This is a genomic window from Bacteroidia bacterium, from assembly GCA_041391665.1.
In the GTDB taxonomy this organism is placed as follows: Bacteria; Bacteroidota; Bacteroidia; order J057; family J057; genus JAGQVA01.
In genome coordinates this window covers 2,213,490-2,227,581 of sequence record JAWKNO010000001.1, presented here as the reverse complement: position 1 = coordinate 2,227,581, position 14,092 = coordinate 2,213,490, and the positions used below count along the sequence as shown (strand labels likewise).

At 46.5% G+C, this 14,092-nt stretch carries 9 protein-coding genes; 7 read left to right on the top strand and 2 right to left on the bottom strand.

Annotated features, from left to right (window positions below; translation table 11 throughout):
* Positions 1-10: 10 nt before the first annotated feature.
* The gene (locus R3D00_09290; GenBank protein MEZ4773365.1) at positions 11-733 is read left to right on the top strand and encodes an SDR family NAD(P)-dependent oxidoreductase; all 723 of its coding nucleotides are present in this window, start codon (positions 11-13) and stop codon (positions 731-733) included.
* 21 nt (positions 734-754) lie between these two features.
* Positions 755-4,180, top strand: a complete 3,426-nt coding sequence (locus tag R3D00_09285) for an alpha/beta hydrolase-fold protein (protein MEZ4773364.1) — start codon at positions 755-757, stop codon at positions 4,178-4,180.
* A 37-nt stretch (positions 4,181-4,217) separates the two neighbouring features.
* Here the strand turns inward: R3D00_09285 and R3D00_09280 are convergent, their stop codons facing one another.
* Entirely contained in the window at positions 4,218-4,736 is a 519-nt protein-coding gene (locus tag R3D00_09280) for a DUF1295 domain-containing protein (protein MEZ4773363.1), read from the bottom strand.
* 478 nt (positions 4,737-5,214) lie between these two features.
* Here R3D00_09280 and R3D00_09275 point away from each other — a divergent pair, with 478 nt between their 5' ends.
* The 4 genes from R3D00_09275 to R3D00_09260 all read left to right on the top strand — a co-directional run bounded on the left by R3D00_09275 (position 5,215) and on the right by R3D00_09260 (position 12,510).
* Entirely contained in the window at positions 5,215-6,843 is a 1,629-nt protein-coding gene (locus tag R3D00_09275) for an NAD(P)-binding protein (protein ID MEZ4773362.1), read from the top strand.
* A gap of 32 nt (positions 6,844-6,875) precedes the next feature.
* Positions 6,876-10,448, top strand: coding sequence for a pyruvate:ferredoxin (flavodoxin) oxidoreductase (nifJ, locus tag R3D00_09270; protein MEZ4773361.1), 3,573 nt, complete (start codon positions 6,876-6,878; stop codon positions 10,446-10,448).
* Between the two features lie 18 nt (positions 10,449-10,466).
* Positions 10,467-11,459 carry a dihydroorotate dehydrogenase-like protein gene (locus R3D00_09265; GenBank protein ID MEZ4773360.1) on the top strand — a complete coding sequence of 331 codons (993 nt, stop codon included), beginning with the start codon at positions 10,467-10,469 and terminating at the stop codon, positions 11,457-11,459.
* A gap of 250 nt (positions 11,460-11,709) precedes the next feature.
* On the top strand, positions 11,710-12,510 hold the full coding sequence (locus R3D00_09260; GenBank protein MEZ4773359.1) for a hypothetical protein: 801 nt from the start codon (positions 11,710-11,712) through the stop codon (positions 12,508-12,510).
* Between the two features lie 82 nt (positions 12,511-12,592).
* On the opposite strand, the gene R3D00_09255 is transcribed toward R3D00_09260, so the two are convergent.
* The gene (locus R3D00_09255) at positions 12,593-13,264 is read right to left on the bottom strand and encodes a winged helix DNA-binding protein (GenBank protein ID MEZ4773358.1); all 672 of its coding nucleotides are present in this window, start codon (positions 13,262-13,264) and stop codon (positions 12,593-12,595) included.
* Positions 13,265-13,384: 120 nt separating this feature from the next.
* On the opposite strand from R3D00_09255, the gene R3D00_09250 reads away from it, so the two are divergent.
* Positions 13,385-14,083, top strand: a complete 699-nt coding sequence (locus R3D00_09250; protein MEZ4773357.1) for an ABC transporter ATP-binding protein — start codon at positions 13,385-13,387, stop codon at positions 14,081-14,083.
* Positions 14,084-14,092 lie beyond the last annotated feature (9 nt).

Sequence of the window (14,092 nt, the reverse complement as noted above, 5' to 3'; positions counted from 1 at the left end):
CCCATTCAACATGAACCTTTCAAACAACAAGATACTAATTACCGGAGGCGCAACAGGGATTGGATTGGGCCTTACGCAAAGGTTTATTGAAGAAAATAATACGGTCATCATTTGCGGAAGGCGCGCTTCGGCACTACAAGCTGTTGCAGACGCATTCCCGTCTGTCATTACCCGGGTCTGCGATCTGGAATCGGAAAGCGAAAGAGTTTCCCTATTTGACTGGATAGCTGAAAACCATCAAGATGTAAATGTGTTGATTAATAATGCAGGCATACAGCAATGGATGAACCCCACAGAGGACAACTTCTATGAGCGGGCAAAAGCAGAAATTTCAATCAATGTAGAAGCCCCCATTCACCTGTCGACACTATTCATGAAGCTGGACTCACTCCAAACGATAGTAAATGTAACTTCAGGATTGTCATTTGTACCGCTTACCAAAGTACCGGTTTACTCTGCCACAAAAGCATTTTTTCACTCTTTTACCCTTTCACTCCGACATTTACTAAAGGCTCAAAACATCGAAGTCATCGAGTTGATACCGCCCGCCCTCAATACGGATCTGGGAGGAAAAGGCCTTCATGACTCTGCACCCCCGGTGAGCGCTTTTATCGAATCTGTATTTGAGCAGTTGGCACAGGGAAAAACAGAAATAACCTTTGGATTCAGCGAGGTGATGCTAAAGGCTAACCCAGATGAATTGAAAAATACATTTACCCGGATGAATCCATAACCTGAACAAATCCTTTTTTCCATGGCTGATATTACCAGTGACCTTCGTTATACCTTTTCAAGATCCAAAAGCCTGCGCTTTTTTTTACCACTGATTGTGCTGTCGGTTTTTTCTATTTTCCAAACAAATACCTTCGCGCAGGAAAAAAGCCGGCCTGCCAACCAAAGCGTATATGTTGACGGACAAGGTATCATGCGATGGGTAAACAATCATGAAGAAATCCATGGTTTTGGGGGAAACTATACGGTTCCTTTTGCCCACGCATATCGCTCGGCAGTAACCCTGGGTGTTGACCCACTGAAGGCTATTGACGCAGATATATACCATTTTTCCAGACTGGGATTTGACCTGTACCGTGTCCATGTCTGGGATACAGAAATCAGTGATTCGCTGGGCAATCTTATCCCAAACGAACATCTGCATGCGTTTGATTACCTGCTGCAAAAACTGGCAGAAAGAAATATCAACTACGTGCTGACGCCTATCGCTTACTGGGGCAATGGCTGGCCTGAACCCGATGAAAAAACCCCCGGGTTTTCAGCCAAATATGGCAAAGAAAACTGCCTGACCAACCCCGATGCCATCAAAGCGCAGGAAAACTACCTGTACCAGTTTATGAGCCACGTCAATCCTTATACAGGCATAGCCTATAAGGATGATCCCCGCCTGCTGGCAGTTGAAATCAGCAACGAGCCCCACCATAAGGGAACCCCGGAGCAGGTAACTGAATTTGTAAAGCGCATGGTCTCTGCTGTCAGAAAAAGTGGTTATGCTAATCCCGTGTTTTACAATATCAGCCATAGTGTACATCTGGCAGAAGCCTATTTCAAAGGCGGTATTCAGGGGGGAACGTTTCAATGGTATCCGACAGGACTGGGTTATCAGAAGGAATTGCCCGGAAATTTTTTACCGAATGTAGATGACTATCACATTCCCTTTGATGAGACGATTCAAAAATACAAAGGCGCAAAACTGGTATATGAATTTGATGCAGCTGATGTAGGGAAATCCTATATCTACCCCGCGATGGCGCGTTCATTCCGGGAGGCAGGCATTCAGATTGCGGCCCATTTTGCGTATGATCCTACGTTTTTGGCTTACGCCAATACAGAATACAATACACATTATATGAACCTGATTTACGCGCCTGACAAGGCGCTCAGCCTGAAAATCAGTTCTGAGGTTTTTCATACCGTTCCCCTACATAAAGATTACGGGCATTATCCTGACAATTCAACCTTTGATGGGTTTTTGGTAAGTTATGAGCAGAACCTCGCGATGTATAATGCCGGGGGGAAATATTTTTACACGAACAACACTTCCATCGCGCCAAACAATGAGTCAGCGCTCCATCATCTCGCCGGGCACGGGAGTTCGCCCATTGTATCTTATGAGGGTACTGGAGCCTATTTTCTCGATAAACTCGAAGACGGCGTATGGCGACTGGAAGTACTCCCCGATCCTCTGATCATCGATAATCCCTATGGAAGAAACAGCCTGGAAAAAACCGTGGCGGTTGTGCAGTGGAATAAAAACGCCATGGAAATCCATCTGGGAGATTTAGGCAAATCCTTTACCATCCAACCGCTAAACAGCGGAAATCGTCATCACCCGCAGGTTTCGGAAGGAACATTTGCCATTTTACCCGGCACTTATCTGCTCACAAAATCAGGCACAAAAGCAACCCGGCTTGCCTCGGAAAAATGGCAAAACATTTCCCTCGGCGAATTTTATGCACCGGCAACAACCGTCAGCAAAAATCTGCTGGTTCATCATCCCGCAGAAGTGACCCTGGCCCATACGCCCCTGACCATCGAAGCTCAGGTGATCAGTCCGGATACCGGTCTGTCAGTTCAACTTCAGGTTACCAGTGGTCCCGGAGGCTGGAAACTGATCGACATGAAGAAGGAAAGCGGCTTTACCTATACCGCACAGATTCCTGAAGAACAAATCAATCCAGGTTCGCTGACTTATTATATTTATGTGCTAAATGGCCCACGCGCACAAACATTCCCTGCTGGTACAGAAGGGCTTCCCTATCGGTGGAATTTTTACGACCGGGAGCCCTACACCGTACGGGTAATCGAACCCACACAGCCGCTGTATCTGTTCAACGCACAGGAAGATGCCGGAGGGCTTTCGGTGAGCCGCTGGTCCAGAGATTCACGTTTAGTCCCTACCGATTTGCCCAACGAGTCTGAGTATCAGATCAATGTCAGCAGCCTGTTTCAGCGAGATAGCGAGAACCTCAATGGCGAAGTCATTTACGACTATACCGTGCGGTATTATCTCAATCCCCGGATCGACCATTTGAGCGGGCAGCTTAATGCTAAAAAAAACCTCGTCATTAAAGCCCGTTCTCTTCATGAGCAGCCCGAATCCGTGCAGATCGCGCTGGTTACCCGGAAGGGAAATGCCTATGGAAAAGTTATCACGCTCAGTACAGAAATGGCAGAATATGTAATTCCCCTCGAGGAGATGGCTAAGGTCCAAACCGTAACCATGCCCCGCCCCTATCCCGGTTTTTTGCCCTATTACTTCATGGGGGGCAATGAAGAACCATTAAACCTCGCGGACATTGAAGGATTGCAAATATCGATCGGCCCCGGACTTTCAGCGCCTGCCCTGTCAGCCGAACATCATCTGGGGATCGTCAGTGTGAGTCTGGAAAATGAACAACCAAAACCTGAAGAGAAAAAACCAGTGGAAATTGGGGAATCCGCTACAATCAACTCCGCCATTCTCCATGAAAACAGAACGATCAATGTCTATTTGCCAGAAGGATATGATCCAAAAGCTCAGGAAAAATACCCGGTGATTTACCTGCTCGACGGCACATTCAACGAAGATTTTCTACACATTGTCGGATTGGTTCAGTTTTTCCAGTTGCAGATGGGTATGCCACCAGCCATTGTGGTGGGTATCGCCAATATTGACAGAAAGCGGGACTTCACCTTTCCCACAACCGATGCAGAGCTAAAAGCTGAGTTTCCCACTACAGGCGGGTCAGAAAAGTTTATCGGCTTTATTGAAAAAGAGCTACAACCCTACATTCAGGCAAATTACAATGTCAGCGACCGACGGATTTTGATAGGCCAGTCATTGGGCGGATTGCTGGCGTCAGAGATTTTGCTGAAAAAGATGCATTTATTCAGCGACTATCTGATCGTCAGCCCAAGTCTCTGGTGGGATAACGGATCGCTGCTACATCAGGCAGAAACACTTCTGGCAAGCCAGAAGGACGAACCCGTGCAGGTATATATTTCTGTTGGTACTGAGGGGCCCATCATGCAAAAAGACGCAAAAAAACTATATCAGACCATCGGGAAAGCTAACCGCAGCCAAACCACCGTTCACTTTAAATTTCTCAGGAAAGAAGACCACGGCACGATATTACACAACGCGATTTATGAAGCGTTGTTGATATTGTATCCGCCCAAAAAGTGATGTGGGCATTTAGGAAAAATGCGCAATCTGAGGTTGGCTAATATAAAAATGGAATCAGCATTTTTGTCTTTTTTGCGTACTCGTCGTAATCCTGTCCATATTTTTCTTTCAGGTAACTGTCAAGTTTAGGCGCATTAAAAAAGGCAAAGAAGCAGAACAAAAATATCGGAATTGTGGCCGAGTAAATATTTTTTGTCATCATCGCATAAGCGATTACCCACAGGATATCTCCAAAATAGTTGATATGGCGGGAATATCTGAAAAACCCTTCGGTATAGATTTTTCCCTTATTCCCGGGATTCTTTTTCCATTTACCACGTAAGATTTCCCCACCGCTGTTTAGCACACATCCAACGATAAACAGGATAATTGCCAGGTAGTCAAATATATCAACCGATTTTGAAGTGGGTAAAACGAATAAAGAAAAACCGATATAATAAAGCCCAAAAGCCAGTGGAACGCTGATACTTTCCTCCCAGGGTATTTTCCTTTTCAACAGAAAAATCATCATATAAGCCATGCGGAAGAAAGTGATCAGGTTGAAGATGAATATCACCCTTCTTCTATCTAAGTTTTCGGTTGCATGGTGAATATGAAGATGATTTTCGCACCATTCCCCTCCACCTTGAAATAAGATCCAAAAGGACAGCCAAAGCAGCAAAATTTCAAGAAGATGAATTATGATTTTTTGAGGAATGCTTTTACTTTTTTGTGAGTATAAGTCCATTGGTATAACATTTTAAGTGACACCTTTCACTGTCCTTCATCAACAATCTACACAACTATCGGCAAAAATTCCGGAAAATATATCCGCAGATTGTGGCGTACAATTCATACTTCCCCCGGATAAAACTGTATGCAAATGTTGTAAACCCAATATTTAGGAGGTTGTGAGCCAACCACTTCATGAGAGGTATTTCCACAGACTATTATCACTTAAAAAGCTGACACATATCACTCTTTAAAGTGATTATTTTCATACCTAAAGGAAAAGGATAAAGGCAATTTGTATGGCGAAAAACCATACAGAGCATATGCCCATCGACAAAAAAGACCTCACCTCTCCCCCTGACTTACAGAGTCATGGTAAAGGGACAGGACCTAAGCGAGACCAAAAACCCATCTACGTTGATTTTCTCCCCCCATGCAACAACGCATGTCCGGCAGGGGAAAATATTCAGGCCTGGTTATCCTTAGTCAGAGTAGAGCAATACGAAGCGGCCTGGCAAAAACTCATTGAAGACAACCCCATGCCTGCCATTCATGGCAGGGTATGTTATCACCCCTGCGAAAGCAGTTGTAACCGAACCTCTATCGACAGCACGGTTTCGATCCATGCGGTCGAGCGGTTTTTGGGTGATATGGCGATAAAAGAGGGATGGAAAGTTCCGGTGCCAAAGAAAAAAAGCGGGAAAAAAATCCTCATTATCGGTGCAGGGCCGAGCGGCCTTTCTGCCGCCTATCATCTCACCCGGCTGGGACATACCGTCGAAATTCACGAAGCGGGCCCGGTAGCAGGGGGTATGATGCACTTTGGCATTCCGTCATACCGGTTGCCAAGGGAAGAGCTCAATGCCGAAATCAGGCGAATCGAAGAAATGGGGGTAAAAATTGTCCTCAACCACAAAGTCGAAAATGTCCTGGCAGAAAAAGAAGCGGGAAATTTTGATGCAGTTTTTATCGCTGTGGGAGCGCATATTTCGCAGAAAGTGGATATTCCGGCGAGAGATGCCGGACAAATCATTGATGCGCTTACTTTTCTCAAAGGAGTAGAACACGGAAATGCACCCAAACTGGGCCGGAAAGTGGCCATTTACGGCGGTGGTAATACCGCAATGGACGCAGCACGTGTCGCCAAACGTCTGGGCTACGAACCCCTCATTATCTACCGCCGCGACCGCGAGCATATGCCTGCCCACGATTTTGAAGCGGCGGAAGCACTTTCTGAAGGCGTAAAAATCAACTGGCTTCGAACCATCAAGGAAATTGACCATTCCACCTTCAAAGTGGAAATCATGCGAATTGAAAACGGAAGACCGGTAGGTACGGGAGAATATGAAGACCTGGATGCAGATTCACTTATTCTCGCCCTTGGCCAGAACACCGATACAGGTTTCCTGAGAGACATACCCGGTATAGAATTTGACCGCGACGGAACGGTTATCGTCAGCGAAGCCATGATGACAGGATATGAAGGCATATTTGCCGGAGGGGATATGGTCCCCAGTGAGCGAACCGTAACGATTGCTGTTGGCCATGGCAAAAAAGCGGCCCGGCATATTGATGCTTATTTGCGGGAAAAAACCTGGCAGAAAGAAGCCAAACATCCCATTGTAGGTTTTGAAAGGCTCCATATGTGGTATCAAACTGAAGCACCACAAAAAGAGCAAATCCACAAAGAGCCCGAGATAAGAGTCCGCGATTTTACCGAAGTAGTGGCCGGCCTGACAAATACAGAGGCTAAATACGAAGCCATGCGATGCCTGTCATGCGGCAATTGTTTCGAATGCGACGGCTGTTTCAGCGCATGTCCTGAAGATGCCATTATTAAACTCGGGCCAGGCAAGCGGTATGCCTATAACTACAACGCCTGCACCGGATGCGCAGTGTGTTATGAGCAATGCCCATGTCATGCCATTGAGATGATTGACGAGGAGGCCTAACCCAATGATTTACGCCAGAAAAAAAACGACAAATGAGTGACTCGAAAAGATATATCACGATAGATGGAAATGAAGCGGCGGCTTTTGTTGCCTACCGGGTCAATGAAGTATGCGCCATTTATCCGATTACACCTTCATCTGCGATGGCCGAATTTGCAGACGAATGGTCATCAAAAGGCATCTCCAATATTTGGGGGAATATCCCCGAAGTCATTGAGATGCAAAGTGAAGGCGGCGCTGCAGGTGCTGTCCACGGTGCGCTTCAAACCGGTTCGCTGACTACGACATTTACGGCTTCGCAGGGCCTGATGCTGATGTTGCCCAACATGTATAAAATCGCCGGAGAACTTACCCCGACCGTTTTTAATGTTGCAGCAAGATCACTGGCAGCTCAGGGGCTTTCTATTTTTGGCGATCATAGTGACGTAATGGCTGCCCGGACTACAGGTTTTGCCTTACTGTCATCCGCTTCTGTGCAGGAAGCACACGACATGGCATTGATTGCACAGGCCGCCACCCTGAAATCCCGCATACCTTTTATACACTTCTTCGACGGGTTCCGTACTTCTCACGAAGTCAGCAAAATCGTGCTGTTATCAGAGGAACAGATTCGCGCCATGATCTCCGATCAGGATGTAATCGCCCACAGAAAACGCGGGCTTAGTCCCGATCATCCGTTTATCAGAGGTACAGCGCAAAATCCTGATGTATATTTTCAGGGAAGGGAAACCGTCAATCCCTGGTATCTCAATACCCCAGGCATCGTCCAGCAAAAAATGGATGTCTTTGCCCAGCTGACCGGCAGACAATATCGTTTGTTTGACTACTTTGGGCCTAAAGATGCCACCAGGGTGATGGTGATCATGGGTTCCGGAGCTGAGACTGCCATCGAAACTTCCCGGTTTCTCAATGAAACCGGCGAAAAAACAGGGGTCCTTCAGGTCAGACTGTATCGCCCGTTTTTCTCACAGGCTTTCATCGATGCACTGCCTCCCACGGTTCAGAAAGTGGTCGTCATGGACAGAACCAAAGAACCCGGAGCCATCGGCGAGCCTATGTATCAGGATGTACTGAGCACACTGTCGGAAGCATGGCAACAGAAAAAAATCCCAGCATGGATCGATGTCACAGGCGGCAGGTACGGGCTTTCTTCCAAAGAATTTACCCCTGGGATGGTCAAAGGTATATTCGACGAACTGAAAAAAGATTCCCCCAAAAACCACTTCACCATCGGTATCAACGATGATGTAACTTTTTCCAGCCTCGATTATGATGCTGCCCTGGAAATTCCTGATTCGAGCATGACTCAGGCACTATTTTTTGGATTGGGAGCAGACGGTACGGTAGGCGCCAATAAAAACAGTATTAAGATTATCGGAGAAAATACCGATATGTATGCACAGGGGTATTTTGTCTATGACTCCAAAAAATCAGGTGCACAGACTGTTTCCCACCTGCGGTTTGGTAAAAATCCGATCCACGCGCCCTACCTGATCAAACAGGCAGATTTTATTGCCTGCCATAAATACAACTTCATTGACAAAACAGAAATGCTCTCCTATGCCAAAAAAGGTGCAACATTTTTGTTAAACAGTCCTTACTCAGCAGATGAAGTCTGGGATCAGCTTCCACAAAGTGTACAGCAAACGATTCTGGACAAAAAACTTAAATTTTATGTAATAGATGCCTCCGGTGTAGCCCGTGAAACGGGAATGGGAAGCCGGATCAATACCATCATGCAAACCTGTTTTTTCGCGCTTTCAGGTGTTTTACCCAAAGAAGAAGCCATAGAAAGTATTAAAAAGGCTATCAAAAAAACCTACGCGAAAAAAGGTCAGTCTGCCATTGATCAAAACTTCAAAGCAGTAGATGCCACTTTGGCCAATCTATATGAAGTAAATACTGCCCGGATTGCAGACAGTCTGAAAAAACAGCAAAAACTTATCCCTCAACATGCGCCAGCTTTTGTACAGGAAGTCACCGGCATGATGATGAGCGGTCAGGGCGACCAACTGCCCGTAAGTATGCTTCCCGAAGATGGCACTTATCCGAGTGGTACGACGAAATGGGAAAAACGAAATGTTTCCGACTCGGTTCCGGTTTGGGAGCCAGACCTGTGTATCCAATGTGGAAATTGCAGCTTTGTATGTCCGCATAGTGTCATCAGAGCCAAATTTTTCCATGAAGACTATCTGAAAGAAGCACCTCAGGATTTCAAATCTGCGCCGATCAATGCACGGGGATTCCCTGCCACGCAGTATGCGTTGGAGGTTTATCTTGAAGACTGCACGGGTTGCAACCTCTGTGTGGAAGTTTGTCCGGTAACGGATCCACAGGATCGCACTGTCAAAGCCATCAATATGAAAGAAAAAGCGCCTTTGCTGGAAAAAGAGCGGCTAAATATTGATTTCTTTGAAAAAATACCCGTCAATGACCGCTCCAAGCTCGACTTTTCGCTGGTCAGAGGCGCGCAGTTTCTGGAGCCATTGTTTGAGTTCTCCGGCGCATGTGCGGGTTGTGGGGAAACACCCTATGTAAGGTTGCTCTCCCAGTTGTTTGGAGACCGGCTGATTGTTGCAAATGCCACCGGTTGTTCTTCCATTTATGGCGGAAACCTGCCTACCACACCGTGGACAACCAATAAAGACGGAAGAGGACCCGCATGGTCCAACTCACTGTTTGAAGACAATGCAGAGTTTGGCCTAGGCATGCGCGTCACCGCAGACAAACACAGAGACATTGCGATAGGCCTTTTGGAAAAGCTCCGCCCTGTGCTGGACCATACCCTGGTGGACGACATACTGAGTGCGCCAACAAGCCGGGAGTCAGAGATTGAGAAACAGCGGATGAATATCGCCACCCTCAAGGCCCGGCTGCTGATGCTTGACTCACCCGAAGCACAAAATCTTTTGTCGCTGGCAGACAGCCTCTCACCGCGAAGTGTATGGCTGGTAGGAGGTGATGGATGGGCTTATGATATTGGTTCTTCTGGTGTGGATCACGCCATGGCCAGTGGAAAAAACATCAATATTCTGGTGCTGGATACGGAGGTATATTCCAATACCGGCGGACAATCCTCAAAAGCAACGCCGACAGCGGCTACCGCCAAATTTGCAGCGGCAGGAAAACGGGTGGGTAAAAAAGACCTGGCTATGCAGGCCATTTCTTACGGCAACGTATATGTGGCGCAAATCGCGATGGGGGCCAATCCGCAACAGACACTGCTCGCCCTGCGCGAAGCGGAGGCATTCCCCGGCCCTTCATTGATTCTCGCTTACAGCCATTGTATCGCCCATGGCATCAATATGGAAAAAGGCCTCACGCAACAGGATCTGGCAGTAGCTTCCGGATACTGGCCATTGATACGGTACAACCCTTCCTTGCGCAAAGCCGGTAAAAATCCATTTGTGCTTGATTCTCCGAGACCGACCATCAAGCTGAAAGATTACGCGTACAACGAACTGAGGTATAAGATTCTCACCAGAACCAATCCCGAAGAAGCAGAACGACTGATGACGCTGGCTCAGGAAATGGTGGATCTCCGGTGGCAAACCTACGAAGATATGTCAACCTGGAAATCAAGCGACTTCCAACCCGTCATGTAAACCCTTAATTTCTGATTCATGAATCCTAAGCTGAAAACAACCTATATGGGCCTGGAACTGCGGTCTCCGCTCGTGGTGTCGGCATGTCCGCTGTCTGAGAAAGTGGAGAATATTGTCAAAATGGAAGACATGGGCGCAGGCGCCGTCGTGATGTTCTCCCTGTTTGAAGAACAGATCAAAAGAGAAAACGCCTTCAATGACAATATTTTCTCTGCGACCTCCAACATATTTGCCGAAGCCTCAGGCTATTTTCCCGACATAGACGAATACCGTGTAGGCACTGAAAAATATCTGGACATCATCCGCCGCGCCAAAGAAAGAGTCGATATGCCAATTATCGCGAGTCTCAACGGTATTACGGATGAGGGTTGGATAGAATATGCAGGGCAAATGGAGCAGGCTGGAGCGGATGCCCTGGAAGTGAATGTGTTTTATATCCCAGGCGATTTTCGACTCACCGCTTTAGACGTCGAGCAGCGGTATTTAGACATTGTGAAAAAGCTCAAAGCTACTGTAGAGATACCTATCGCTGTCAAACTCAACCCATATTTTTCTTCCATGGGAAATATGGCGATGAAGCTGGAACAGGAAGGTGCCGACGCACTGGTATTGTTTAACCGGTTTTACCAGCCAGATTTTGACATAGACGAACTCAAAGTGTTGTCAAACCTGGAGTACAGTCATCCCAATGAGCTGCGGCTGCCACTACTTTGGATATCGATGTTGTACGGAAAAACCAAAGCCGCCATGGCCGCGACGACCGGCGTCAACAGTGCTACAGAAGTGATCAAATACCTGCTGGCAGGTGCAGATATCGCGATGACAGCCTCCGCACTTTACAAACACGGTATAGGCGTACTTGCAGCGATGAACTACGAAATTGCCAACTGGATGGAAGCCAAAAACTTCAAATCAGTCGAAGACTTCAGAGGTGTCATGAGCCAGCAAAACGTCAGCGATCCGACCGCATTTGAGCGCGCCAATTATATTCGCATTCTCGAAGGAGCGTGATGGGAAAAGCCAGGAAGGTATTCCCACCTCCATAAAAAAATACCAGGCTGATTTTTTTGAGTTTAAAAAAGCGCAAGCTCCTTTTGGGGTTTGCGCTTTGGCTTTTTCATCAAATTTGGGCCATCCATCTATTTTTGCAACATAATCAAAATCAATTGCGACATAGCTGATACCTCCTGCCCTGCCATTTGTCCCACCTTTGTGATCATACGACAAACCAATTTTTCACCCACATTCAAAATTTATCATTATGAAACCGATCACATTTTTTATCCTCATGGCACTTTCTTCTTTTGCTTTTGGACAAAACATTGCAGGCACCTGGTTCTCTTTAGGTACCTATGAAACACCGGGCGGGACTTCCAGCAACCTCGTTTTGCTACCCGATGGTTTCTTCCATGTTCAATGGGACTATAAAGGCGGTTATGTCGATCCACTATACGGCTGGGGCGCCTATTCCTGGGATGGTAAACAACTGATTCTCCAGTATTTTAACGGAGACAAACAAGTATATGAAATCCGGAACTTCAGCCAGAAGGGTTTTGTGATGTATTATGCCCCGGAAGGAACAAGCTGGAATTACACATATAAAGGCGCACCCGTTTTGGAAGAATGGAAAAAAGTCAGACTTCGCTCCGAATCCCTGTTTTACCAGCTCACCGGCCAGTGGGAAACAAATGGCGAAGTATTTAAATTTTTGGGCGATGGGACTGTATTTGTAGGAAAAACAAACCAGACCGGAACGTTGTACAACTATGTGGTCTATGACAATATACTCCAGATCAAAGAAATCACCGAGATGGGAGACAATTTCATATTCGAGACAACCATTTCCGACCTCACCGCCAAAGGGCTGAATATGACCATCAACCAGAATAAATACTACTACACGTTTCAGGGAAATGCAAAACTCAACAGCCAGGAAACCTTTTTATACACCCAGTATCTCAATGTCATCCACCGCACTTCCATGTCCATCATCGACGGAATGGACGGGGTGAGAGACTTTATATGGGAGCGGGTGGATAAGTACGGAAATGTAAAACACTAAGCCGCGCCGTATGTATTGCCGGGGGCGCAGAGACACACAACCCCATGTCTCCGCGCCCCCGGGCATTTTTTAAAGAGGAAAATTATATACCGGGCCCCTCGTGGATCAGGTCTTCCAGCCCGGCACTGCGCTTATTCATAAAAATATCATTGTGGTAGTAGTCCAGTTTTTTTAACAGAAATGCAAGGGTATTTCTTTCATTCTGGTCGAGATTGCCCACCACAACGTCCGACACCTTGCTCATCTCCGGCAAAATGCCAATAATCTCCCGCCGTCCGGCGTCGGTAATTGCGACTCTTACACTCCGCTTGTCCTGCATATCTTCAAATTGCCGGATAAGTTTTTGCTTAAGCAATCGCTTCAAAACTTCCGCCCCGGAAGTTTTTTCCATAATCATCTTATTGACAAGCTCAGTTTTCGTCAGGCTTTCGTGCGTCAGTAAGGTAATGAGAAAGGCAAATTCTTCAGTAGTCTGAATCGGGCTTTCTTTCAGTGCTTTCTTGGTATAGAGCTTGGCGTATTTGGACATCAGCACGATTAAAATAGAAATGTCCTGATTTACGCCCCCATAGGTATCGTTCATCCACGACTCATTTTCCCCTTCCAGCTTCCTTATTTCGGTGCTTTCAGTATGGTATTGGGCATTCAGGTAAGCGATAAAATCCCCCATATTCCATGAGTCCATATTGATATTTTCAGCCTCAAAAGCAAATAGTCTTTCAATCAGTTCGACGAGGATTTCTTTCTTATTCATACCTATTTAGATTTATAACGTCCCAAATATATAAAAAAAAGTACGAAATCATTCAAAAATAAATTGGAAAAAGATTTTTATTGTACTAATATTGCCAAATAATTAACGTCAACGTACCAAATGGATATAGTTGCAAGCGTAAAACAAGCGAGTAAGGAGTACAAAACGGGGGATACGACTATAATAGCTTTACAGCCCACTTCCTTTGACTTTAAAAGAAACGAGCTGACGCTGATCATAGGTCCTTCCGGTTCCGGAAAAACCACATTACTCTCCCTGTTGGGCTGTGTCATTTTCCCCACAAGCGGAGATGTTTATATCAACAACACACGGGTAAACGGTCTGCCGCAGAAAGCATTGGCCCATATCCGCCTCAACAACATCGGATTTGTGTTTCAGAGTTTCAACCTGCTGGCGCCACTCACTGCGCTGGAAAACGTGATGCAGCCGCTGTTGCTGATGGGTGTAAGCCGAAAAGAAGCCCGGCAGCGGGCTGAGACCGCCCTTGAAAAAGTCGCGATGGAAAGCAGGATGAATAATCTTCCCAAAATGCTCAGCGGTGGTCAGCAGCAAAGAGCCGCAATCGCACGCGCATTGGTTACCGATCCGGCAATTATGCTCTGCGATGAACCTACAGCCTCGCTGGATATCAAAAGTGTAGCCACCGTCATGGAAGAGTTAAAGCTGCTGTCCACAACCGGAAAATCTGTCACGGTCGTAACTCACGACTCCCGGCTCATGCAGTTTGCCGACCGGATTATTTATGTCAACAATGGCTTTGCCTCAGAGACACCTTTCGAAGAAAGCCTCATGCATTAAAAATTTATT